This is a genomic window from Leuconostoc gelidum subsp. gelidum KCTC 3527 (assembly GCF_000166715.1).
GTDB lineage: Bacteria > Bacillota > Bacilli > Lactobacillales > Lactobacillaceae > Leuconostoc > Leuconostoc gelidum.
The window spans coordinates 135,574-159,961 of sequence record NZ_AEMI01000036.1 but is presented as its reverse complement, the minus strand read 5'-3'; the positions used below and the strand labels follow the sequence as shown (position 1 = coordinate 159,961).

Here is a 24,388-nt window from a genome sequence, read left to right as displayed (position 1 = left end):
TTTGATTAATTACTGTTAATAGTCATCTTCACTATATCCCAATGTTTGTAATGCTTGCGGCCGCTCACGCCAACGAGGCTCTACCTTAACCCATGTCTCAAGAAATACTTTATCCCCCATCAAACGTTCAATATCTTTACGTGCTCGTGTCCCAATTTCTTTAATCATTGCCCCTTGTTTACCGATAATAATATTTTTTTGTGTTGGCCGTTCAACAACAATAGAGGCTTGAATATGGATTTTTTCTTCGCTTTCACGTGAAATTTTATCAATAACAACAGCAACTGAATGGGGTACTTCTTGTCTTGTTAATTGTAATACTTTTTCCCGAATCAGCTCGCCAATGACAAAACGTTCAGGATGATCTGTTAGTTGATCGGCATCAAAATATTGTGGTCCTTCGTCAAGGCCAGCAACAACATTGTCTAGTAACTCGGATACATTATCACCTTCACGTGCTGAAATTGGAAACACTTCTGCCCACTCTGGCGCATCTTCTTGATAACTTGCAATAATATTTAATAGGTCTTTAGGTGCTAGTAAATCTACTTTATTAATTAATAAATAAATTGCTGTGTTTTTAATTTCCTTTAACCGGTTAATGATAAAATCATCACCACGGCCACGTGGCATTGAAGCGTCCACAACAAACCAAATCGCATCTGCACCGTGTAGAGCAGAGAAAGCTGATTTGACCATAAAATCACCTAATGAGTTTTGTGGTTTATGTATGCCCGGTGTATCGATAAATACAACCTGTGCCGAATCTGTCGTATAAATACCCTGTATTTTATTACGTGTTGTCTGTGCTTTATCTGACATTATGGCAATTTTTTCGCCAACAATGCAATTAAGTAACGTTGATTTTCCAACGTTTGGTCGACCAATAATGGTGACAAATCCTGATTTAAACGGTATTTCTGTCATAAATAAATGCGACGCCTAGGTCGACTTTCTCCTGTTATATACTTGAGCACATTGCCCAACGTTATATTCTAATATTATAGATATATCATTCCACATTCATACCATGATTTATTACTGAAACCGGTGTAATAAATCCGAAAAATTAGTTACAATACCAAATTGACGCCATACATATGGTTGAAAAATCAGCAACAAAATAATGATTTCAACCCCTACAGCTACTAGTACTGCACCAGCTGCAACATCTTTGGCAAGTTTAGCAAGGGGATGATATTTTTTCTCAACAACTAAGTCTACCACAGCTTCAATAATTGTGTTTAAAAATTCACTAAAAATTACAATAAAAATAGCCATTGTAACCCATAACCAGTCTGCACGGTATAAACCGTAGTGTAGACCTGCAACTAAAATCAGAAAAGCTAGAACGACATGAATTCGCATGTTTCGTTCACGGACTAAAATCATCCAAATACCATTCAGTGAGTTACGCATCGCTTTAAAAAAACTACCATTACGCACTGTTTGTCGCTTTTCATGTTCTGGTAAACCCTCTAGTTCTGTTCGCTCGTTATCTCTTGAGGCCATAATCATCCAAAATCTTTCGTTGTAAATCAAACATTTCTTTTTCTTCAGCATCACCTAGCATATGATCATAACCATTTAAATGCAAGAAACCGTGAACGACCAAAAACCCAAGTTCACGTTCATAACTATGACCTAAATAGTCAGCTTGTGTGGCAATAATGTCAACTGACACTAAAATATCGCCAATATTTTTAGCGATATCATCTGCCCAATCACCTTCAGGGGATAAATCAAATGTGTCATCCCCTTCTTCTAACGCGAAGCTAATAACGTCTGTTGGTTTATCTACGCCACGGTACTCGCGATTATAACGTTGAATTTCATCACTATTAACAAATGTTACTGACATTTCTGTGTTATCTGGTAACTCTAAAGCCGTTCCAGCAAAATTTAAAATCATATAAACTAAATCTTTGTGGTATTGTGTCACACTATTTTTTGTCTGATCAATTATTGCTAAATCCATTAGCATTTTGCTCCTTTTTTAACGCTGCCAATTTGGTTTCTGCTGCTTCATACGCATTAACTATCAAACCAACCACTGGATGACGTACAACATCAGCACTACTAAAATTGATAAACATGATACGGTTAACATCTTTTAAAATGTGTTGTGCTGAAATTAATCCAGACTGTGCACCACGTGGTAAGTCTATTTGAGAAATGTCACCGTTGACAATCATTTTTGAACCAAACCCTAGACGCGTTAAAAACATTTTCATTTGTTGGTTTGTTGTATTTTGTGCCTCATCCAAAATAATAAAGGCATCATCTAATGTACGACCACGCATATAAGCTAAAGGTGCAATTTCTATCACACCACGATCCATTAAACGCTGTGTATGTTCTGCGCCAATGATGCCATTCATGGCATCATAAATTGGACGTAAATATGGATCAACTTTTTCTTTCAAATCGCCAGGTAAAAACCCGAGTGATTCACCGGCTTCAACGGCAGGACGTGTAATAATAATACGTTCCACGTCGCCGCGTTTGAGCGAGGCAATTGCCATCACAACTGCTAGATAGGTTTTTCCTGTTCCTGCAGGACCAATACCAAATGTGATATCACTCTTTCGTATAGCCTGTACATATTGTCGTTGTCCAAAATTTTTAACGCGTACTGCACGTCCTTTGTTGTCTTTGATCAATGTTTCAGAGTACAAATCACTAAAATAGTCCAATGTCCCACGCTGTGCCATTGTGACTGCGCTAACAACATCAGTTGGTGAAATATTAATTTGATGTTTGATTAAACTAGTTAATTCATGCACTACAGCATTAGCTAGCGCTACTTTATCTTCATCACCGTTAATAGTCATTTGATCGCCACGTGCATGTAACTTGACTGCCAAACCTTCTTCTATTAGACGCAGAAAATTATCATTAACACCAATTAATTTTGCTTGTTGTTCTGCATTTTCAAATGTAAAAATTTGCTGTATTTGTATTGACAAATGACAGATCCCCTTTATATGTTTTCTTTTAATTTTAACACAAAAAAAGGGCTAATGCCCATCATTCAAGTGTTAAATCATGAAGAATATTATCATACCCTTGTGCCTCTTCAGATGCTGTCAACCGAAGAGGTGCCGCAATAAATTCAGTAATTTTTGCCAAAATGAATGTCCCAATTGCTGCAAAAGCTATGGTAAACAAAATTGCGACAAGTTGTTTCCAAAGCAATGATACGTCACCATTGATAACGCCGGCCACACCGCCAATACTTTTATCAGCAAACACGGCAGTCAAAATTGCGCCCACTGCACCACCAATGCCATGAATACCAAAAGCATCTAATGTATCATCATAACCAAAACTATTTTTTACAAACGTAATGCCAGCAAAACCAATAAATCCAGCTACTAATCCCATAATTACTGCAGCCCAGGGTGCAACAAATCCTGCAGCAGGTGTGATGGCTACTAATCCTGCCACGCCACCACTTGTAATACCAGCCAAGGTTGCGCGACCATGTCGTTTATACTCGGCTATACCCCAAGTTAAAACACTTACCGCAGAAGCAAGCCACGTATTAACTAAAGCCAATACAGCTGTACCATTGGCAGCCAAAGCTGATCCTGAGTTAAATCCAAACCAGCCAACCCAAAGTAACGCACCACCAATTAAAACATATGATGGTCTAACAGGAATATGTTTGTCATGATGACGATGACCAATCATTAGCGCTAGCACTAAGCCAGTTACACCACTTGAAATATGAACTACTGTGCCACCAGCAAAATCAATCGCACCTAATTGTGCTAACAAGCCACCACCCCAGACCATATGTGCCAAAGGTGAATAAATAAAAATCAACCACAATGTAATGAATACAATCATCGCTTTAATACGCACACGACCAATAACAGATCCAGTGATAATTGCTGCTGTGATAATCGGGAACATGCCTTGAAATAAAGCAAAAGCCCCATCTGGAATTGTTAAATTTTTAGTTGACTTTGTAAATGATACGTTAGTCATAAACATGTGGTTAAAATTACCTATCACATTACCCGATCCCCCAAAAGCCAACGAATATCCCACAACAAACCAGACTAATGTGGCAATACCAATTATTAGAATTGGTACAAACATTGTGTGGAGTAGATTACGTTTTTCACCTAAACCGCCATAAAAAAGGGCTAATCCTGGTGTCATTAACCACACCAATGCTGAAGATATTAAAACCCAAGCCAAATCACCTGTATTCATAAAAAACTCCTCTATCTATCGTTGTTATAATCATAACAGGTAGACCAATTATAACGGTTTGATTATGACAGGTTTTATAACATCTACTATTTTTTAGATTAATATAAAAAGCAATAGTTTCAGCTGAAACTATCGCTTTTTTGATTTATTAAACCCATATATGCTAAATTAGGCCTATACAATATTTATTATATATGTGATTTATACTGTTTGAACAGTAATCATGTTTGTTGTACCAGACTGTGACATTGGTACGCCAGCTGCGATAACAATTGTATCACCTGAGTTAGCCAAGCCTTGTTCTTTAACCGCTGTCTTTGCCAAGGCAATCATTTCATCAATTGTTGATGGTGCCTCGTAAACAACAGGTACAACACCATAGTTCAAAGTCAAACCACGTTGTACACGTTCTGAATACGTCACTGCCAACACATTGACATCAGGACGGTGCTTTGAAACCATGCGTGCTGTGTAACCTGAGTTTGTTGATACAACAACAGCTTTAGCATTAACGCTGCGTGAAATACGAGTCACAGCAGATGCTACAGACTCTGTTGCACTAGATTCGTCAAACAAAATTTCTTGGTGACGACCATTTTCACGTAATGAAGTTTCAGCTTTTTCGTTAATTGCAGCCATTGTAGCAACAGATTCAACTGGGTAATCACCATTAGCTGATTCACCAGATAGCATTGTTGCATCTGTGCCATCAAATACAGCGTTAGCAACATCGGAAGCTTCAGCACGTGTAGGACGTGGATTTTCTTCCATTGAATCAAGCATTTGTGTTGCTGTAATAACAGGCAAACCAAATTTATTCATCTTACGAATCATGTCTTTTTGAACCAAAGGCACATTTTCCGCAGGAATTTCAACACCCATGTCACCACGTGGTACCATCAATGCATCCGAAACTTCCAGAATAGCATCAAGATTATCGATACCTTCTTGAGATTCAATCTTAGGAATAATTTGTACATGTTCCATGTTCTTTTCCTTCAATAATGCACGAATTTCAAGTACATCCTCAGGCTTACGAACAAATGAAGCAGCGATATAGTTAATCTCATGATCCAAACCAAAACGAATATCGTCAGCATCTTTTTCAGTGATACCAGGTAAATTAATTGCAACACCAGGTGCGTTAACACCCTTACGTGAACCTAAAATACCATCGTTATCTATACGAACAACAAGCTCGCGATTAGCCATGTCTTTTTCAAGAACTGTTGTACCAAGCAAGCCGTCATCGAACAAAACTTGCCCGCCAACATTAACATCATCAAATAAGCCGGCATAAGTAACCGCAATTTTGTCCTTTGTGCCTTCAAGATTTTCATCCATTGCAATACGTAATGTATCGCCTGTATGGAATTCAATTTTACCAGCAGCTTGTTTTGTTGTACGGATTTCTGCACCCTTTGTATCCAACAAAATACCAACTGTTATACCAGTGATTTTTTCAGCTTCATGAACTGCATTCATACGACCCAAATGTTCTTCATGATCGCCGTGTGAGAAGTTAAAACGGAATACATTGGCACCCGCTTGGATTAACTTTACGATTGTTTCGACATCAGATGATGACGGACCAAGTGTTGAGACGATTTTCGTCTTTTTCATGGTTAAATAGCTCCTTAGTTATCTTGGTTGTTGCTTGTGCAACTCTACCCAAACTCTATTTTATACATTATTAAGTGTTTACACAAGACACAATATTATTGACTTCTTCTAAACACAACATTTTTATAGCCTAATAAAGTTGATAATTCAACAATGATAACGGTTTCATCACTCATCCAAAATTTTGCATCGAGTGTTTGCTTTTGTTCCGTATTTTGCCAATATATCACAACTGGGTTATCGCCATGGTTTTTTTTGAGTATTTCAACCACGTCATGACGATTTTCAACCGTATCATGTTCATCATCAAATTGTAAAAACCAAGTACCAGATACCTTTCCCAATGGTTCTAAATCGGGCGCATGATGTATTTGATTTGCAATAATTGATAGTTTGTCATTATAACTATCTACTTTTCCAGTAATTTCAATCATTGCCCCTGCTTTTAATAGATCACTTGTTTTAGTCAACACTTGACTAAACACTGTTATACCAATTGTTCCGGTTATATCAGAAACAGTCATGAACGCCATTTCTTCACCTTTTTTTGTACGCGTTTTACGAACACTATCAATAATCACTATGCCTTTTATTTTTTGATCTTTTTTTATCATATCGGCAATTTGTTCGAATTTTTTACTGATAATTAATGCTGAGTAAGCATCTAATGGATGTCCCGATAAATTAACTCCTATTACTTCTTTTTCATGTGCTAACTTATCAGTCAACGTTAAATCATCACTTTTCTTTATTTTTGTTTCACTTAAAATAAAGTCACCAAACCCAGCTGCCTCAATTAAGTCAGCCAAAGCAGTTATTAATTCTGACCGATTATAACCAAATGCATCCAACGCCCCAGCATAAACAAGTTGTATCAAAGTGTCTTGCTTACGCAATTTATCGGGCAAACGACGAATAAACGACTGAATTGATTTAAAACGTCCATTCTCTCGTCGTTCTTCTAATACAGCAGACACAAAGTCAGTTCGCACACCTCGAATATTATTTAAACCCATTTGCAATTTTTGATCATCTGCTGTCCAAAAACGTTGTGATTGGTTGATATTCGGTGGGCTAACTTCTATATTACGTGACTTTGCTTCCATAATGTAGCTTCGTATTTTTTCAGGCGATCCAAGATTAGCATTTAATAATGCTGTAAAAAAAGCAACCGGATAATGTGCTTTCATATAGGCTAATTCAAAAGATAATTTACTGTATGCAACAGCATGTGATCTGTTAAAGCCGTAATTTGCAAACTCATCGATATAAGCAAAAATCTGCTCAGCTTGTTCACTATCATGACCCAAATCAATTGCCCCTTGCACAAATTTTTCCTGCATTGCTGTCATTTTTTCTATTTTTTTCTTTGACATAGCACTTCGCAAAAGATCAGCTTCACCTAAGGTGAAGCCTGCAAAAGTTTCTGCAACTAGCATGACTTGTTCTTGGTAGACAATAATGCCAAAAGTTGGCGCCAAAATTGTTTTAAGACTTGAATCAAGTATTGTGACTTTTTCGCGACCATGGCGTCGCTGAATAAACGCTTGTATATTCCGACTTGGGCCTGGTCGATAAAGCGCATTAACCGCCACAATATGTTCAAAAGTTGTTGGTTTTAATTGGCGCAACACATTTTTAATGCCTGAAGATTCAAACTGAAAGACCCCGTTCGTATCACCCTTAGCATATAAAGCCAAAGTTTTTGAATCATCAAGTGGTATTTTACTAATATCAAAATGATCTGGTAACTGTTTTTTTGCATCATATAACGTTTGCGCTAAAATAGATAAATTGGATAGGCCAAGGATATCTATTTTAAGTAATCCTAGTGCTTCAACTGGATTTTTTTCAAATTGTGTCAATAATCGATCATCTGATCCTGATTGTACTGGTAAGGTCTTAATCAATGACTCTGAGCTTAATACTACACCAGCAGCATGAGTTGAGTAATTACGTGGTAGTCCCTCAATATGTTGTGCTACTTTAAGTAGTAAATCCCCATTGTCAACATCAGATAAAACAGTCCGCAAAACATTAGACTCATTTAAAGTATCTTGAATTAATACTTTACGCCCTTGTTTACCCTGAGGTACAGCATTACTAATGCGACTCATCATTTGCTGGGATAAACCAAACACCCGGGCAGTATCTCTTAATGCCTGCTTGGCTGCTAAAGTGCCAAAAGTCAATATTTGCGCAAAATTACGTTGCCCATATTTATCATGTAGATAGTTTAATATTAAATCACGTTTATTATCTGGCCAATCAATATCAATATCTGGCATTTGGATACGTTGTGGATTCAAGAAACGTTCAAATAATAAGCCAAACTGTATCGGATCGACATCAGTAATTCTCAAAGCATAGGCAACTAAGGAACCTGCCGCAGACCCACGCCCAGCACCCATTTGAATATTTTTTTGATGAGCAAAATTAACAATATCCCAGACAATTAAAAAATAATCGTTAAACGCTAAATTATTGATGATTTGCAATTCGTGTTGCAAGCGTTTCTCATACTGATCTAAAGCCACTTGTCGTCCGTTTATTCGTTCTAATAAACCTTTTTCTGCAATATAACGCAAATAATTTTCTGAAGTCTGATTTTCGTTTGGTAAATGAAATTTTGGTAATGTTGCTGTTTGCTTAAATATGATTTCAACGTGGCTCTTTGATACTAGTAATTCATTGTTCAAGTAAGCTATTTTTAATGCATCATTAGCCAAATAAGCTATCTGAACTTCATTAAAATCTTGCAATACATGGGTTCCAACCTGCTGTGCGAGCAATTTAATATCATCTAGCTTGGTATTTGTCTCAATTGCCTTTAAAACTTGTGTTGTGAATGCATCATCGGGATTGAGATAGTCAACCGTATCCAACGCAATCAGCTTTGCTTGATTCTTTTCACTAAATGTCACTAATCGTTCTTGAATTTGTGGCGCTAATTGCGGATTAATGCCTAAATATAATTTTTTTGGATCAATTTTTGTACTAAGCTGTTGCCAATAATCAACTGATTGTGTATATTCAGAAGCGATAAACTGCGAAATTTCACTATCATTAGGAAAAATGACGTTGATACCTGCCAAATGCCCAGTAATAACATCTAGTGTCATTTCACTGACTTTGGTAGTCATTTTAGCTGAAGAAATCCACATCAAATTCTGATAGCCTGTTTGATTTTCGGCGATGAGTACTATCGGAAAAACAGTCGCAGTATTGACCAAGCCATTAACTTGTAAAGTCACACCAAATAACGGCTTGATATTATTTTCTTTTGCAACTTGATAAAATTTAACAGCGCCATACATCACATTGATATCGGTTAAAGCAATAGCCTGATAATGACGTTTTTTGGCAGTTTCAATAATCTGTTCAATTGTATTAGGATTTTTTAATAAGCTATAAGCACTCAAAATCTGTAAAGGTGCGTACATTAGGCCTCCACTACGCTTACTATGTTGATACGAAAATTTGTTCCCTTTAATTATACACGAAACGCATCAAAAAAGGTTGCGCTTTTTTTTAAAGAGCGTATGATAGTTTTGTAAAGAGGTGGACATTATGAAGTTTATTACTGTTGCTATTTGGTCAGCAATTTTTGGTGAAATTTTAGGCTATATTGTTTCTCAACTATCTGAGGGAACCTATTCATTCACAACAGTTGCAATTATTGCCGTTATTGTTGGTGAAATTGCAATCATCGCAATCCCTGCAATTTCGGGATCAGCTGCATCAAAGAAAATTACCGCCGAAGAATAAAAAAAGACGTGAATAATTCACGTCTTTTTTTATTCTTGCCATTCTTGAACAAGATCGTTAACTGTTAACTGACCTGGCGCACTGACTCGTGTCCCGTCGAGTACAGCAAATGTCATTTCTGAACCGTAATGATAACCTTCTATTCGTGAACGTTTACCAAATTCACCCATACTCATAGTAATCAATGGCTGACTAACACTACCCACAGCACTTTTGGTTACATCTAGTAAATATTGTGTGTCTTTTTCAGATTGTGACATTACTGCTAATTTAATAATATCTGCTGGTTGTTTTGACATATCCAATATGATCTCTGTACTATTTTTTGGCGTCATATTAAAATCATGATATGACAATATAACAGGGACACTTACTTCATGTGCCACATCAATAATCTTTTGACGTAAAAGTTCTTCTAATGAATATTCCACATCAACAGCTGCAAATGGGTAACCTGCATAAAGTGCATTAACCAAAAAAGTCGTGTACTCAACAGGTGACATCTCTCCTTGCCCACCCTGAGATGTCGTCCGATACGTCAAAATAACCGGGAAACCACCAATACTATTAAATACAGTTCCAACTAATTCTTTGGTAATTTGCTGATTCATTACAGGCCAATTGGCAGTGAACTCTTGCTTCGCGTTGTCTATTTCAGCTAACATCTTTGCTTCAGTCATCACTGACACATTTTTTTGTGCGAGTTCATTTTGTGCCCCTAATTTAACTTGTTGCCACATCACAGCTTGACTAAAGTTATCTACTATATAATCTGCTCGCCATTCAACTGCGTCTGGATTTTGTTGCTGCAATTTTTGTGTGAATGGCCCAAACTTATCGGAAGGCCCTAAGGTTAAAGGCACCGTGATAACCGGTTTATCATTGGTGCTTGGCAGATGTAATAATTCTCTTAGTGTCATAATATTTTGTAGACGACCCATATCATTTGAGGCTTTAAAACTTGCCTAATTCGATATTTTTCATCACTGCTTTCTGGAATTTTTTTGAATTGTTCTTCTGAAATAATTGTAAACCGATTTCGGTTTTTTATAAAGTCCTGTAATGCTACAATTTTACTTGGTGCAAATACAATTGATGGTCCAGCAGCATTATTCAACGCTATTTTTGTTAAATAACGCTTCATTAAACCTTCAGTAGCGGCATGAATTAACGCGATATTTCGTTGATACTGTGTGTTTTCAACAAGACTCATTGTCATTAAAGGCAATGAAAATGTTGATTCAATCTCAAGATTCATCCAATTCAAATAGTTAAACTCTGCCCAGTCTATGCCAGCCAATTTATTAGACTTGAATGCAACTGGCATCAATATTTTATCGCCACGATAATTGTGAAAATTCATGATTATTTCTTCAAAACTTGTATGCAAAATTAAAGTTTCATGTGTTAAATAATGCTGTGCTGCACGATCTGAATCAGTCCCAGTAGGACCAAGTGTATGTATATTCATAACTCACCTATTCAATTGTTTTACTTCTTTATCAATCGCTGCCTGCATTAAAATGGTCATAATATTATCAATCATGTCATCAGTGATGTCTTTATTTGCATAAAAATCACTTTTCAGAGCTATTCGCTGCTGAATCATACGATTATTTTGTATTGTTGCTATACCAAATTTTTCTTTGTAGCGCGCAATATCTTCAACTACTTGAAAGCGTTCAGCAATTGTTTGAAAAATTTGACGATCAAAAGCATCAATTTGTGATCGCAGCTGTAATAATGCCAATTCATCCTGATTGGCACTAAATAATGCAATAATTTCAGCAGCAATACGTGAAGGTTTTTTACCAACCGTTTCTACAGTGAAATTAGCTATTTGTTGATATTTTGGATCACGTTTTTGCCACAAGGCAAAAAATTCTGCTGTAGACTTTTCTTGCAATAATGGTCGTTGTCCTTCCAATATTAACCGACCAATTGTACTTTCCAAGTTACCATGTAAGTAGATAACCGTCGCTGGCGAATGTTGTAACACCTCTAAATTTTCTTGTCGTTCTACGACGCCACCACCTGTTGCAACAATGCCTTTAAATGTTTGCACATCATTTAAAACCTCAGTCTCCAATTGACGAAACCCAACTTCACCGCGCGTTTCAAAAATCTCACTGATAGTTTGTCCAGCAACACGCTCAATTTCAGAATCAATATCAAGAAATTTAGAATGATGCTGACGGGCTATTTCTTTGCCTACAGTTGTTTTTCCTGCACCCATAAAACCAATAAGCATCAATGTATCTGGTTCTTTAATCATTATTTTCTCACTTTAATTATAAATTTTCTCTTGATTGTCGTGCATCAGAAATAAGTGTTATCAGTGCATCTTCATCATTATTTTCGATTGCCTGTGAAAAGAAGTTTAATTGTTTTATCAGTTGCTTTTGACTTTCTAACACAGCTTGTTTATTACTCAATAAAACATCTGCCCAAAGTTTAGAATCACTCGCTGCAATACGTGTTGTATCTTTAAACCCGCCAGCAACATATTGACCAAACAGTGTTGCTGGTCCTAACTGTGCTGTTGCCGTATTCATTAATGCAAAAGCAACAATATGTGGTACGTCACTAATTATTGCCATTAACGCATCATGTTTGACAATATCAATGGTGATAAATTTAGCATCCAATGGTTTAAATACTGTTTGTAATCTACGACTGTCACTCATAGAACTTGGCACTAAAAAATACGTCACGTGTTTGTATAGGTGTTTATTAGCGTAAGTCACGCCACTTTGATGCGTGCCAGCCATTGCGTGTCCACCAATGAATGTGATATTAATTGGTGTTAATACTTCTTCGGCCACTGCCATGATATCTCGTTTTGTTGACCCTGTATCAGTTATAATAACGTTTTCTTTCAACACCATTTTTGCTAATTGATGCATATTTTTTTCAATACTAGTTACCGGTGTGGCTAAAACAATGACATCAGCTTGTGGTGCAACATCACGCAATTGAGAACTAGTTGCTGAAACAAGATTATTCTCTATCGCATAACGCAAAGACTGTTCATTAATATCCACCCCGACAACATAATTGTTAGATTGCGTATTTAAAATTTCAGCCAATGATGCGCCCATTTCACCAAGTCCCACAACAACTATATTTATCATAATTTTTCTCTCATTACAGCTGTCAAATCAGCCAAAAATCCAGGATATGAAACGCTCATTGCGTCTTCGCCTGTTAAAATAACATTTCCCTCAGTAATTAATGCAGCAACGGCATTCATCATTCCAATACGATGGTCGCCATGCGAATCAAGTAATGCAGAATCCTGCATTGTACGCAGCGGTGTGCCGCCATGAATAATCATGCCGTCTTGTTTTTCTTCAATATCGGCACCAAGTTTTGTGAGTTCACTGATCACCGTTGCAATACGATCGGTTTCTTTTACCCGCAATTCTGCAGCACCACTAATCACAGTATCTCCAATTGCTTGTGTTGCGGCTAATGCTAAAATTGGTAGCTCGTCAACAGCACTTGGAATATCATTCGCCACAATATTAATGCCATGTAAAGACTGCGATTTAATGACAATGTCTGCAAGTGCTTCGCCGTCTGAAAGAATTGGCTCTTGCTTAATCTTTGCGCCCATACGTTCAAGTAATTTAATCACACCAACACGCGTTGGATTAACACCAACCTTTTTTAAGGTTAACTCAGAATTTGGCGTAATTAAGCCCGCCACCATAAAGAATGCCGCACTTGAAATATCTGAAGGGACTAGCACATGTTGTCCACGTAATTGCGGCTGTTGTTGTACAGTGATTACCCCATTATTTGTTGTAATGACCCCTCCAAATTGGCGTAGCATACGTTCCGTATGATCTCTTGAAGTCACTTTTTCAATAATAATGGTTTCACCTTCTGCCTGTATGCCAGCCAATAAAATAGCACTTTTAACCTGTGCCGATGCAACGGGCATTTCGTAGGTAATACCCTGCAATCTATTATTTGCTCGAATCGTTCCCGGTAAAAAATTATCACCTGTTAGATCAACCTTAGCATTCATTAATGATAATGGCCCTGCAACGCGACGCAACGGCCTATTGCTCAATGATTCATCACCGAAAAAAGGAATATCAAAAGGCTGTTTACTTAACAAGCCCATTAAAAGGCGCGTTGATGTCCCAGAATTTCCCATATTAAGTGCATGTTCTGGTTTTGTAAAGCTATCCAATCCTTTTCCTATCACTTTTATTTGTGAACCTACTTGACTCACATCCACACCAAGTTCACGAAATACAGTCATTGTGCGCATCACATCATCTGACATTAAAAAATTGTCAATGAGCGTATCACCAGTCGCAATAGCCGCAAACATTAATGCCCGGTGTGAAATTGATTTGTCCCCTGGCACGGTAATTTCACCATGCAGACCTGATTTTGGTGCTTTGATAAGTTTGATCATAAGTACTCTACCTTTTTAAGTATGTACGTAGCCAAGGCTACTTAGTTAAAATGTACGAATTTCTTCACGATATGCTGCTACCTGTTCTTTCATGCGCTCAATATTATCCGCATCAAATTTATCCAAAACAGCTATTGCAAGTTCAATAGCTACCATAGACTCGGCAATAACCGCTGCTGCTGTAACAGCAGTTGTATCTGAACGTTCAATAGAGGCTTTATGTTCTTGATGTGTGTCAATATCGACCGATTTCATCGGCCGATATAAGGTTGGGATTGGTTTCACAACGCCACGAACAGTAATCGCTTCACCAGTTGTCATACCACCTTCAAAGCCACCCAAATTATCAGTACCACGGTAAAATCCTTTTTCTGAATCCCAAAAAATTTCGTCCATAATTTGATCGCCATATTTTTCAGAATTATCAAATCCACCGCCAAACTGTACCCCTTTGAAAGCATTGATACCAACAATTGCACGCGCAATCTTGCCATCTAACTTTTCATCAGCTGATACATATGACCCAAGTCCAACAGGCATACCTGTTGCGATAACTTGTACCTGACCACCAACTGTATTTGCATCACGCTTCGTCTTGTCAATCACTTGACGAATAGCTTCATCAGCTTCAGCTGTTAAGGCTCGCGTTGCAAAGCTTTCAGTCACCGCACGTAATTCTTGCAAATTTTTATACTGTGTTAAGACATTTAAATCTGATTTTGCAGGACCTACATTGACAACAAATCCGTGAACATCAACGTTAATTTCTCGTAATAATTTTTTTGCTACTGCACCTACAGCAACGCGCATGGTTGTTTCGCGAGCTGATGATCGTTCCAACACATTGCGCAAATCATTATGATGTCGATATTTCATACCACCTACTAAATCAGCATGGCCAGGACGTGGTCGTAAAACTTTTCGTAAGGTATTTTCTGGTGTCGCAGGATCATTTGGTGCCATAATTTTAGACCAGCTATTGTGATCATCATTGTGTACATTTAGTGTTATGGGTGATCCTAATGTGATTTGATGCCGCACGCCAGTTAGAAAAGTCACAGTGTCTGTTTCAATTTGTTGCCGTTCACCACGACCATAACCATGTTGACGACGCGCTAATTCTTCATTAATATCTTCTTGAGTAATATGTAATCCTGCTGGTATGCCCTCAATGATAGCAATTTCTTCTGGCCCATGGCTTTCACCTGCTGTTGTATAGCGCATAATTATTTATTGTATGAAGTGTATAATAACTATTCCTCACACATTCCTTTCAGAGTTTTATTTAATAAAATCTGGCATATCTGCCAATTTTTTTTGGACAATCACAGGACTGCCAATTTTTTTGAGTGCCACAAGATTTAGAATGCCACCACGATTTTTTTTATCATTAATCAAATGATCAAAAAATTCAGACGTGCCTATTAAATTTGAGCTTGTTGGTAACCCTACCGCCTCTAAACGTGCTTTGAGAGCGTTAGTCAAATCATCAGATGACACACCATCACGAGCCATCCGTTCAGTCATCGCTATCATACCAATCGCGACAGCCTCACCATGTCGCAGATTCCCATGTGCTAATAACTCAATTGCATGTCCTATTGTGTGCCCAAAGTTAAGGTATTGCCGTTGGCCTGATTCCTTTTCATCATGCATCACAATTTTTGCTTTATAGGCAATAGCCAATTGTGACAGTTTCTGTGCATGCATGCGAATATCTTGAATTGATTGTATAGTCCCAGTGAAGTCAAAGAATTCTTGACTATCAAGCGCCGAAGTTTTAACAACTTCTCCATAGCCTTCAACTAAATCACGATCTGTTAATGTATTTAAATATGTGCTATCAACCAAAACTAAATCTGGTTGATAAAAGGTGCCCGCAATATTTTTAGTATCGCCCAAATTAACGGCCGTTTTGCCACCAACTGACGAGTCAACTTGTGCTGTGAGAGATGTTGCAATTTGAATAAAGCTAATACCCCGCATATAAAGAGAAGCCACAACACCACCTAAATCGCCAACAACACCACCACCTAAAGCAATTAGGCCATCTCCTCGCGTAAATCCAGCTGCAGCCATTTTGGCGATCAATTCACCAGCCACTGTTAATGACTTGGATTGTTCACCGGCCGGCACTTGTAAGGGTAACACATCAAATCCTGCAGCTTCAAGCTGCTGTTGTGTTGTCGTCAAGTAAAGCGGTCCAACATGACTGTCAGTCAGCAAGGCGATTTTACGAAGCGACCAAACAGCTAAAATTTCTGATCCGATTTGAGTATGTGCTGTATTATTAATTTTAACGGCATACGCTTTTTGATCAAAAGATACATGTACGGTTGACATAACTATCCTTTCTAACTAATTATTAGTATTCTAAGTTATCGTGTGCAACAATATCATGAATTTTTCTCACTTTGTCAGCAAGTTGAGAAAAGGCTTCCGGTGTCAATGCTTGTGCGCCATCTACAAATGCGTGTGCCGGATCATCGTGTATTTCCGTCATGAGTCCTTGACTACCAGCTGCAGTAGCCGCCAACGCCAATGGTGTCACAAATTTTGCAACTCCAGCTGCATGTGATGCATCCGCAATAACTGGATAATGCGTTAAACTTTGTAAAACAGGAATAGCTGAAACATCAATCGTATTGCGTGTGTACTTATTGTCGTACGTTCGAATGCCACGCTCCATTAGCATGATTTGCATGTTACCACCTGCTGCAATATATTCTGCGGCATTTAATAAATCATCAATCGTTGCGGACATCCCACGTTTTAAGACAACTGGCTTGCGCTTTTGGCCTAGAGCCTTCAACAAAGCAAAATTTTGCATATTTCGCGTGCCAACCTGAAAAATATCCGTATACGAGTCAACTAAATCAACATCTCGTGTATCTAAAATTTCAGTAATCATATCCATACCAAGTTCATCTGCGGCTGCACGATGAGCTTTCAGTCCCACTTCGCCATTACCTTGAAAAGAGTAAGGTGAAGTTCGTGGCTTGAAAGCGCCGCCACGCAAAATTGTTGCGCCGGCCGCTTTAACTTGACGACCCATTTCAAGCACATGTTCTGCACTTTCAATCGAATCTGGACCAGCCATAAAGATAAAATGATTTCCCCCAATGATTGAATGGTTGGTCTTTATTATTGAATCATTTGGGTGGAAATCTCGAGAAGAAACAATCGCTGGATGGTGATTTGTGATTGTTTCAACAATATATTGTGAAATTTCATTCAAAGTACTGTCAGGCAAGTTTTTTACCCCTGCCAACGCCACGCGATTTTCATGCACGAACACTGGTTTAATGGGATTATTAGTGTCTAATTTTTGGGCAATCTCTTGTGCTTTATCATTGCTTTTTGTAATTAAAATCATCTTATTTTCCTTCTATAGCTTGCGCCATTAACTGTCGATCAGCAGGTTGATTGAACCAGAATTCGAAGCTTAGCGCCCCCTGACCCACTAACATTGGTAAGCCATTTTGTGTGAGTAATTGATGCTTTTTGGCTGCTTTTAGTAATCCTGTTTGTTGGTTACGATAAACCATATCGACTACCAATGCATGTTGTGGTAGCAAACCGACTTGGTAATCTGTTAATAATGTTCTCGCATCATTCATACCCACAGTTGTTGCATTGATCAATAAATCCGCCTGTTGTAAGGCATTTGTCAATGCACGATTATCAGATAAATCTGCTAATTGACCAATACCTTGACTAAGATACGCAACAGCAGTTTCACGTTGGGACCACCCTGAATGTGGCCGATTAAATGCCGTCAAGTGGCGAACACCATACTGCTGTGCTGCAGCAATAACAGCTCTTGCTGCACCACCAGTCCCAAGGATCACAACATTTTCATGTGGTTGATTAGGGTTCATGCTTTGCCAAAATCCGTCGCCATCAGTACTTGTACCAATCAAACGACCATTAACATTTTTGACTGTATTTACCGCCTGTAAACGGTTTGCTGATGGTGTTAACTCATCTAAATACTGTATAATATCTTCTTTATATGGCGTAGAAACATTAAACCCACCACAATTTAAAAGTCGTAATCCTTTGATAGCCATTGCTAAATTCTCGGGTTGAACATCAAATTTATGATAATACGCATCAATCTGTCGTTGAAAAATCATTTTATTTTGCATAACAGGTGATCGTGAATGTCCTGCCGGATGTGCTATTAAACCGTATACTGCCATTTTATTTCTCCAAATATTGTGCAATTTTTTTAACAATTGTACTTGCGTTCAAACCATATTCATCTAACATCATTTGAGGTGCAGCGCTCATACCAAATTGATCAATACCAAATATAAGCCCAGTATCACCGGTTAATACTTGCAAGCCAAGTGTTGTTCCTGCTTCTATTATCACATTTTCTGCAGCCGCTTTGGGAATAATTTGTGTTTGATCTTTCAAATCAAGAGACAAAAACTGCTTCAAATTAGGCATTGAAATCACACGGCTAGGAACGCTCAATTTCTGGCTAACCGTCAGAGCTAATTGTACTTCTGATCCTGAAGCAATTAAATTTATGACAGCTTTGGGTTGCGTCGCAATATTAACTGCCCCATTTTCGATGGCCGACTTTGCTTGTTGTACTGTTCCTTGAGATCCAATGGGACCACGACTCAAAATTAAAACTGTTGGTCGATTAACAGACATAAGTGCTTTTTGCCACGCTGCTGTAATTTCTTCGGCTGTTCCAGGTCGTAAAACATCAATGCCCGGAATCAATCTTAAACTCATAATTTGTTCAATTGGTTGGTGCGTCGGCCCATCTTCTCCAACTGTAATGCTATCATGTGTGAACACATAAATAACTGGTAGTTTTTGTAAAGCACTCAAACGAATAGCTGCCTTCATATAATCTGAAAACACTAGAAATGTGGCGCCAAAAATTTTAGTGCCACCATGTAATGCAATCCCATTCATGACAGCCCCCATACCAAATTCTCTGACGCCAAAAGCAATATTTCGTCCTGAACGATTATCCGAGTTAAATAGTGATGTTTCAACAATTTCGGCATTAGTTGAAGCGACTAAGTCTGCTGATCCACCCCATAACTGCGGTAACTGTTTTGAAAATGCTTGTATAGCAAATTTGGAAATTTTACGGCCAGCTTGGGATTTAATGGATTCTGTCAATTTTGGTGTCGTAGTCACTTGATGTTGCGTAAAAAATTTGTAGGCTGTTAATTCATCAATATCCGTTACCTGTTGATGAGTCAAACGGTCATGAATACGTTGGCGTATATCTTGAAGAACGTCAATATCTATTTCAAAATCACTTATTTCCGTATTTAAATTAGTCGCCAACGCATCAAGTTGTGTTTGAGTTAACGGCGTACCATGGGCTTTATTGGTGCCAGAGTAAGGACCGTAATTTCCAATGATTGTTTTAACTGAAATAAATGTTGGCTTTGAGTTTATTTTAGCTTTATCAATCGCATGATGAATGGCAGAAACATCATTACCATCAGGTACTTCAAGTACATGCCAACCGTAACTTGCAAAGCGTGCCATATTATCTGAAATATCTGATCTATTTTTGTCACCATCAAGGCTAATACTGTTATCATCATGTATAACAATTAATTTCGATAAACCTTGTTTACCAGCTAATGACGCAGCTTCATGACTGACGCCTTCCATAAGATCACCATCTCCAACGAGGACATATGTATAATGATCTACCACATTTGGAAATTGATCATGTAATTTCGCTTCTGCCATTGCCATGCCGACAGCCATGCCTAGTCCCTGACCCAAGGGTCCTGTTGTTGCTTCAACACCAGGGGTTATGCCAACTTCTGGATGACCAGGTGTTTTTGAGTGTGGTGATCTAAAATGTGCCAAGTCAGCAGATGATAGGTCAAAACCAGCGGCATACAACGTGGTGTAAAGCAACGCAGCGCCATGTCCAGCTGACAATACAAAACGATCGCGATTAATCATATCTGGATTATCAGGATCAACCACTAACTGGTTTGCATATAACTCATATAAAATCGGCGCAGCACCAAGCGCAATACCAGGATGTCCAGATCCAGCCTTTGAAATCATTTGATTAGCAATTAATCGCATGCTATTAATTAATTTTAATGACTCAGTAGGTAGCGCTAATGTTTCATTCATAATTCTCTCCTAATAAAAAACCGTACTAGTGTCGTTCACCTAGTACGGTTTATTAAAACAGTTATACGCTGCCAAATAAAAAGTCACTAAGTGTTGAAATTCCACTTAGTGACTGAACCTTGAAAAGCTCCTGGTCGCTAAGTGCGTCGAAAACCGACGCACTTAGCGACGGTTCTACATAAACCAGAAGTAATAATAACTATTATTTTTTCTTTTCAAAATTTGCTTATCCATCATTTTATTCTCTTATCATTATTTAATATATTAATTATACTTCCTAATATTGAATTTGTCAAATTCTCATTATTTTACAACATTATTGCATACGATGGTTTTCCAAAAAATTAGCGTATGCAATGTATAAATAATTTTAAACGAACCATTTATATTGATTCAACACTACTGTGTCACTTGCTTTATAGTTCTATGTAACTAGCTGTAATCATTATCAGTATATAGGCAAATAAAAAACTAGCAGGTATAGTGTAAAAATTTTGCATTTGGAAGAATGAGAATTTAAAAGAAGTCAACCTGCTAAGTTTATGTCTTTAATTATGCCTGAGCCAGATTATTTAAATATTAAAGTATCATCGACATTTTTTAATGTGATACCACACATCACTTAAACTTATCTTACGAATAAAAAGGAACTAACAAATGTCAGTTCCTTTTAACTTTATAGTTTAAATTACTTTTTGCTATCTTTTTTTAAATCTGCAATAGTATCTTTAACGTTATCCTTAACATCTGTGATTGTATCTTTCACTTTGCCTAGAACACCTTGTGCTTTACCCTCTGCTTCGCGATTTTTGTCACCGGTAACCTTGCCTTCTACTTCTTTTGCCTTGCCAGCAATCTTGTCCTTGGCGCTATCAAACTTTTCTTCAATTGACATAATGTTATTCTCCTTGATTCTTATTTGATGTTACAAGTATATTGTAACGTCATTATTAAATTATTTCAAAATATATGCTCATGCTGGCATTGGCACAAAATATTTAAAGTCAGCCGCACTATCATTATTCTGGGTCGTTCACTGCCTGCTGGTTACCACTTCGAGGCGTACATATACGTGCACTGAATCTCGTTAAAAACATGACCAGTGATGACTATGAAAAATGTTTTATTAATCTCCTACTTTATCGGACTACAAATCAATTTCAACAATTTATAACGAATCAAAATGTTTCAATTAAAGATATCTTCTCTATTGGGTGCTGCAAATAAAATTGAAGAATAGACAGAATGTATGGACACAAGATACAAAACATTATTTAATTTAACCTATCATGTTGACACATTAGATATTGCAAATTCGAACCATATTACATTACGAAATAAAATACATACCCGCCTTTTCTAGGATGGCGCCCACAAGAAGTTAATAAACCTGTATTTCTCAAAACTGATGTGCTCCCTTAATTTTTTCCTGATCAATTTTTTAAACCAATCTGATACTAACGTATTAATTTTGATAAATATTTACAATATCAAAAATTTGAGCACAATAAAACCCAAACATAGTTTGGGTTTTATTGTGCTCAACGTGCATGGTACAAAATAGCCAATGCACCAACACCAGTATGAGTTGATATGATAGGCCCTGTTGTCATCACTTCAATTTTAATATCTGGCCAAATTTTGTTTAAGCGTACTGCCATTTTCTCAGCAACCTCTGGAACACCTGCATGTGAGACGCCAATTGCTAATATGTCAGAATATGCTTGCATCTTAGCAATCACGCCATCATTAAATTTACTAAGTGCCTTCATACCACGACCTTTTGTAATGACTTCAACTGACCCTGTTTTGTCGACACCAGCACCAACTTTAATGTTAAGTAGGTTGCCAATAAGCCCAGATGTTTTACTAAGACGTCCACCAGCAACCATATTATCGAGTGATGTGAAACTTAAAAACGTGTGAGAATTCTCACGTATTTTTTTAATTTCAATCAAAATTTCAGACATCGTGGCGCCATCTTGTGCCATTTTAGCCGCAGCTAAAACACAAAAAGCTTGTGCACGATCGGCATTTAACGTATCAAAGGTGGTAATTTTAGCAGCTGTCAGTGCTGCTGCCTGATCAGCTGCATGTACCGTACCAGATAAACCTGAAGATATATGTAAACTCAAAATTTCAGTATCTGGATTTTTTTCATGAATAGCCTCATAAACTGCTTGAAATTTACCAATTGATGGTTGAGAAGTTTGCGGTAAGCTATGGCTTGTTGTCATTTTTTCTAAAAATTCATCGCGTTGAATAGTTACACCATCTTCATACACGACACCATCAATTTGGACGGTCAGCGGTATAACTGTTATATCATATTGTTTTATTTCTTCTGGAGTTAAGGCAACCGCTGAATCTGTAACAATTTTAATATTAGACATTTTCTCCTCAATTCTTACGCTGATAACGTTCTACAACAAAGGCATATTCATTCTTATCATCTTTTTCATGTAGCTGTTGACTAATTAACTCAAACTGCGTTAAATCGATTTCATCCACAAAGGTATCACCATTAATCACAGCGTCAATACGTGTCACGATTAAATCAGTCGCATATGGCATAAAAGTACGATAAATCGACGCGCCACCCACAATAGAGACATCTCTTGAATCATTCTTAATAAACGATAACACGTCATCAGAAGAATGTGCAATCAAAACATCGTCAAAATCGGTTTGCCATGTCGGTTGTCTCGTTAACACTAAACTTGTTCTATTTGGCAAGGGTCGGCCAATACTTAACCATGTTGTACGCCCCATAATCATTAATGTATCCGTTGTCTCTTCGCGAAATAATTTCAAATCAGCGGGTATATGCCAAGGTAATTTTCCATCTTTACCAATAGCATGCTGCTGATCTTCTGCCCACACCATTTTAATTTTTGTCATCGGACTTCAACCCCTTTATATATGTTAATAGTACATCAGGTGTGTTTTCAAGTTGACCAAGCACAACTGCCTTTTCCATCATTCTTAATGTGCGCCCCATTTCAGGCCCAGGTTTTACTAAACCAGTCATTATTAAATCAGCCCCATTAATTGCCAGATCAGCGCTTTTAGAGATTGGTAAAGTTGCAAATATAGTGTTTATCTGTTGCACTGTTTCATCGGGCACTCTCATCAAACATAACACCTCAAACAATATGTCACGATATGCATAGACTTGATAGAGCTGAAATTTACGAACAGCTTCAATATGACGTACCAAAGGTGCAATAAGGGCAGTCACTTTTATATCTTCACGGCTCATTTTCCATATGCGCATAAATTGCGTTATTTTTTTTTCATTTAAATCTGAACGGGCCAATAAATGGGTCCAAGCTACTTGTGCGGTATTAGCTTGATTAGATTCAAGATCTAATATTACCCTTGATAAGTCCCACGTGACAATGTCACCAGGTAAATATGCCATCATCTGATCACGGATTGCTATTTGGAGACTCTCCGATGCTTGTGATCCCATTAATAATTTTTCAAATTCCACTCGAATGCGTTCAACAGCAATTTTTTCAAGATTAGGCGCTAACTTACGCAGTGCCTGTTGCGTATTAAAATCAATAGCAAACTCAAGTTGGGCACTAAATCGTAAGGCTCTCATCATGCGCAAAGCGTCTTCTGTAAACCGTACTTCCGCGTCTCCAACAGCTCGCACAATACCATTTTTTAAATCGCTTAACCCGTCAAATAGATCCACCATATCACCAGAATAATTCATGGCTAGTGCATTGATCGTGAAGTCTCGCCTTTTTAAATCTTCTTTCAGACTACGAACGAATGTTACCTTATCAGGTCTACGAAAGTCTGTATAGGTTGATTCAGTTCTAAATGTTGTTATTTCATAACCCGCACCATGATCTAACACCATGACCGTCCCATGCTGAATACCAGTATCTATCGTTTTATCAAACAACAATTTAACTTCTTCAGGAAAAGCAGAGGTCGCAATATCCACATCATGTATCGGTTTATTTAAAAGCATGTCACGCACTGCCCCGCCAACAAAATAAGCTTCAAATCCAGCATTTTCAAGTGTCTTCAAAACAGGTTGCGCGTCAATAAATTCTTGTGGCAGTGTATTAATTTTCATCGTTAAAAGTCCTTAATCAAATTATACCAAAAAACATACAATTAATACGTTTAAACTTGAGGTTCTTTTTAAAATTAAAATTCATACAAAAC

General features: G+C 37.6%; 22 protein-coding genes. 1 reads left to right on the top strand and 21 read right to left on the bottom strand.

All coding sequences use genetic code 11. The annotated features are described in order from the left end of the window. Positions 1–15: 15 nt before the first annotated feature. From era to EUI_RS0108530, 7 genes are all read right to left on the bottom strand, one after another. The gene (gene era, locus EUI_RS0108560; protein WP_010687767.1) at positions 16–927 is read right to left on the bottom strand and encodes a GTPase Era; all 912 of its coding nucleotides are present in this window, start codon (positions 925–927) and stop codon (positions 16–18) included. A 111-nt stretch (positions 928–1,038) separates the two neighbouring features. Beyond that, the gene (locus tag EUI_RS0108555; RefSeq protein WP_029508547.1) at positions 1,039–1,512 is read right to left on the bottom strand and encodes a diacylglycerol kinase family protein; all 474 of its coding nucleotides are present in this window, start codon (positions 1,510–1,512) and stop codon (positions 1,039–1,041) included. Next, on the bottom strand, positions 1,496–1,978 hold the full coding sequence (gene ybeY / locus EUI_RS0108550; RefSeq protein ID WP_010687765.1) for an rRNA maturation RNase YbeY: 483 nt from the start codon (positions 1,976–1,978) through the stop codon (positions 1,496–1,498). The genes EUI_RS0108555 and ybeY overlap by 17 nt, the downstream gene beginning before the upstream one ends. Beyond that, complete coding sequence (locus tag EUI_RS0108545) at positions 1,959–2,969, bottom strand: PhoH family protein (protein ID WP_010687764.1); 1,011 nt, start codon at positions 2,967–2,969, stop codon at positions 1,959–1,961. The genes ybeY and EUI_RS0108545 overlap by 20 nt, the downstream gene beginning before the upstream one ends. Positions 2,970–3,030: 61 nt before the next feature. Next, a complete protein-coding gene (locus EUI_RS0108540) occupies positions 3,031–4,227 on the bottom strand; it encodes an ammonium transporter (protein WP_010687763.1) in 1,197 nt (398 codons plus the stop codon). Between the two features lie 201 nt (positions 4,228–4,428). Next, positions 4,429–5,850 (bottom strand): pyruvate kinase, encoded by a 1,422-nt coding sequence (gene pyk, locus EUI_RS0108535; RefSeq protein ID WP_010687762.1) that lies wholly within the window; start codon positions 5,848–5,850, stop codon positions 4,429–4,431. A gap of 95 nt (positions 5,851–5,945) precedes the next feature. Further along, complete coding sequence (locus tag EUI_RS0108530) at positions 5,946–9,293, bottom strand: DNA polymerase III subunit alpha (protein ID WP_010687761.1); 3,348 nt, start codon at positions 9,291–9,293, stop codon at positions 5,946–5,948. Between the two features lie 127 nt (positions 9,294–9,420). On the opposite strand from EUI_RS0108530, the gene EUI_RS0108525 reads away from it, so the two are divergent. After that, positions 9,421–9,618: a YjzD family protein gene (locus EUI_RS0108525; protein ID WP_010687760.1), complete on the top strand. Its 198-nt coding sequence runs from the start codon at positions 9,421–9,423 to the stop codon at positions 9,616–9,618. Between the two features lie 29 nt (positions 9,619–9,647). On the opposite strand, the gene EUI_RS0108520 is transcribed toward EUI_RS0108525, so the two are convergent. From EUI_RS0108520 to EUI_RS0108455, 14 genes are all read right to left on the bottom strand, one after another. Then, on the bottom strand, positions 9,648–10,538 hold the full coding sequence (locus EUI_RS0108520) for a type I 3-dehydroquinate dehydratase (RefSeq protein ID WP_014947614.1): 891 nt from the start codon (positions 10,536–10,538) through the stop codon (positions 9,648–9,650). Further along, entirely contained in the window at positions 10,535–11,089 is a 555-nt protein-coding gene (locus EUI_RS0108515; RefSeq protein WP_010687757.1) for a hypothetical protein, read from the bottom strand. The genes EUI_RS0108520 and EUI_RS0108515 overlap by 4 nt, the downstream gene beginning before the upstream one ends. Before the next feature lie 3 nt (positions 11,090–11,092). Next, positions 11,093–11,893, bottom strand: coding sequence for a shikimate kinase (locus tag EUI_RS0108510; protein ID WP_010687756.1), 801 nt, complete (start codon positions 11,891–11,893; stop codon positions 11,093–11,095). A 16-nt stretch (positions 11,894–11,909) separates the two neighbouring features. Further along, the gene (locus tag EUI_RS0108505; protein ID WP_010687755.1) at positions 11,910–12,752 is read right to left on the bottom strand and encodes a prephenate dehydrogenase; all 843 of its coding nucleotides are present in this window, start codon (positions 12,750–12,752) and stop codon (positions 11,910–11,912) included. Further along, a complete protein-coding gene (aroA, locus tag EUI_RS0108500) occupies positions 12,749–14,053 on the bottom strand; it encodes a 3-phosphoshikimate 1-carboxyvinyltransferase (RefSeq protein WP_010687754.1) in 1,305 nt (434 codons plus the stop codon). The genes EUI_RS0108505 and aroA overlap by 4 nt, the downstream gene beginning before the upstream one ends. Positions 14,054–14,098: 45 nt before the next feature. Then, positions 14,099–15,277 (bottom strand): chorismate synthase, encoded by a 1,179-nt coding sequence (aroC, locus tag EUI_RS0108495; RefSeq protein ID WP_010687753.1) that lies wholly within the window; start codon positions 15,275–15,277, stop codon positions 14,099–14,101. Positions 15,278–15,334: 57 nt separating this feature from the next. Then, positions 15,335–16,396 (bottom strand): 3-dehydroquinate synthase, encoded by a 1,062-nt coding sequence (gene aroB / locus EUI_RS0108490; protein ID WP_010687752.1) that lies wholly within the window; start codon positions 16,394–16,396, stop codon positions 15,335–15,337. Positions 16,397–16,418: 22 nt separating this feature from the next. Then, positions 16,419–17,429: a 3-deoxy-7-phosphoheptulonate synthase gene (gene aroF / locus EUI_RS0108485; protein WP_010687751.1), complete on the bottom strand. Its 1,011-nt coding sequence runs from the start codon at positions 17,427–17,429 to the stop codon at positions 16,419–16,421. Position 17,430: 1 nt separating this feature from the next. After that, positions 17,431–18,258: a shikimate dehydrogenase family protein gene (locus EUI_RS0108480; protein WP_010687750.1), complete on the bottom strand. Its 828-nt coding sequence runs from the start codon at positions 18,256–18,258 to the stop codon at positions 17,431–17,433. Between the two features lies 1 nt (position 18,259). After that, positions 18,260–20,197, bottom strand: coding sequence for a transketolase family protein (locus EUI_RS0108475; RefSeq protein ID WP_010687749.1), 1,938 nt, complete (start codon positions 20,195–20,197; stop codon positions 18,260–18,262). Positions 20,198–20,885: 688 nt separating this feature from the next. Continuing rightward, on the bottom strand, positions 20,886–21,092 hold the full coding sequence (locus tag EUI_RS0108470) for a CsbD family protein (protein WP_010687748.1): 207 nt from the start codon (positions 21,090–21,092) through the stop codon (positions 20,886–20,888). Between the two features lie 646 nt (positions 21,093–21,738). Next, complete coding sequence (locus EUI_RS0108465) at positions 21,739–22,590, bottom strand: DegV family protein (RefSeq protein ID WP_010687747.1); 852 nt, start codon at positions 22,588–22,590, stop codon at positions 21,739–21,741. Between the two features lie 7 nt (positions 22,591–22,597). Next, positions 22,598–23,098, bottom strand: coding sequence for a dihydrofolate reductase (locus EUI_RS0108460; protein ID WP_010687746.1), 501 nt, complete (start codon positions 23,096–23,098; stop codon positions 22,598–22,600). Next, positions 23,085–24,296 (bottom strand): CCA tRNA nucleotidyltransferase, encoded by a 1,212-nt coding sequence (locus EUI_RS0108455; protein WP_010687745.1) that lies wholly within the window; start codon positions 24,294–24,296, stop codon positions 23,085–23,087. The genes EUI_RS0108460 and EUI_RS0108455 overlap by 14 nt, the downstream gene beginning before the upstream one ends. Positions 24,297–24,388 lie beyond the last annotated feature (92 nt).

Excerpts from the sequence above, each read along its gene's own strand:
- era (WP_010687767.1), bottom strand. The coding sequence starts at position 927 with ATGACAGAAATACCGTTTAAATCAGGATTTGTCACCATTATTGGTCGA.
- EUI_RS0108555 (WP_029508547.1), bottom strand. The coding sequence starts at position 1,512 with ATGGCCTCAAGAGATAACGAGCGAACAGAACTAGAGGGTTTACCAGAA.
- ybeY (WP_010687765.1), bottom strand. The coding sequence starts at position 1,978 with ATGGATTTAGCAATAATTGATCAGACAAAAAATAGTGTGACACAATAC.
- EUI_RS0108540 (WP_010687763.1), bottom strand. The coding sequence starts at position 4,227 with ATGAATACAGGTGATTTGGCTTGGGTTTTAATATCTTCAGCATTGGTG.
- pyk (WP_010687762.1), bottom strand. The coding sequence starts at position 5,850 with ATGAAAAAGACGAAAATCGTCTCAACACTTGGTCCGTCATCATCTGAT.
- EUI_RS0108530 (WP_010687761.1), bottom strand. The coding sequence starts at position 9,293 with ATGTACGCACCTTTACAGATTTTGAGTGCTTATAGCTTATTAAAAAAT.
- EUI_RS0108525 (WP_010687760.1), top strand. The coding sequence starts at position 9,421 with ATGAAGTTTATTACTGTTGCTATTTGGTCAGCAATTTTTGGTGAAATT.
- EUI_RS0108520 (WP_014947614.1), bottom strand. The coding sequence starts at position 10,538 with ATGACACTAAGAGAATTATTACATCTGCCAAGCACCAATGATAAACCG.
- EUI_RS0108515 (WP_010687757.1), bottom strand. The coding sequence starts at position 11,089 with ATGAATATACATACACTTGGTCCTACTGGGACTGATTCAGATCGTGCA.
- EUI_RS0108510 (WP_010687756.1), bottom strand. The coding sequence starts at position 11,893 with ATGATTAAAGAACCAGATACATTGATGCTTATTGGTTTTATGGGTGCA.
- EUI_RS0108505 (WP_010687755.1), bottom strand. The coding sequence starts at position 12,752 with ATGATAAATATAGTTGTTGTGGGACTTGGTGAAATGGGCGCATCATTG.
- aroA (WP_010687754.1), bottom strand. The coding sequence starts at position 14,053 with ATGATCAAACTTATCAAAGCACCAAAATCAGGTCTGCATGGTGAAATT.
- aroC (WP_010687753.1), bottom strand. The coding sequence starts at position 15,277 with ATGCGCTATACAACAGCAGGTGAAAGCCATGGGCCAGAAGAAATTGCT.
- aroB (WP_010687752.1), bottom strand. The coding sequence starts at position 16,396 with ATGTCAACCGTACATGTATCTTTTGATCAAAAAGCGTATGCCGTTAAA.
- aroF (WP_010687751.1), bottom strand. The coding sequence starts at position 17,429 with ATGATTTTAATTACAAAAAGCAATGATAAAGCACAAGAGATTGCCCAA.
- EUI_RS0108480 (WP_010687750.1), bottom strand. The coding sequence starts at position 18,258 with ATGGCAGTATACGGTTTAATAGCACATCCGGCAGGACATTCACGATCA.
- EUI_RS0108475 (WP_010687749.1), bottom strand. The coding sequence starts at position 20,197 with ATGAATGAAACATTAGCGCTACCTACTGAGTCATTAAAATTAATTAAT.
- EUI_RS0108470 (WP_010687748.1), bottom strand. The coding sequence starts at position 21,092 with ATGTCAATTGAAGAAAAGTTTGATAGCGCCAAGGACAAGATTGCTGGC.
- EUI_RS0108465 (WP_010687747.1), bottom strand. The coding sequence starts at position 22,590 with ATGTCTAATATTAAAATTGTTACAGATTCAGCGGTTGCCTTAACTCCA.
- EUI_RS0108460 (WP_010687746.1), bottom strand. The coding sequence starts at position 23,098 with ATGACAAAAATTAAAATGGTGTGGGCAGAAGATCAGCAGCATGCTATT.
- EUI_RS0108455 (WP_010687745.1), bottom strand. The coding sequence starts at position 24,296 with ATGAAAATTAATACACTGCCACAAGAATTTATTGACGCGCAACCTGTT.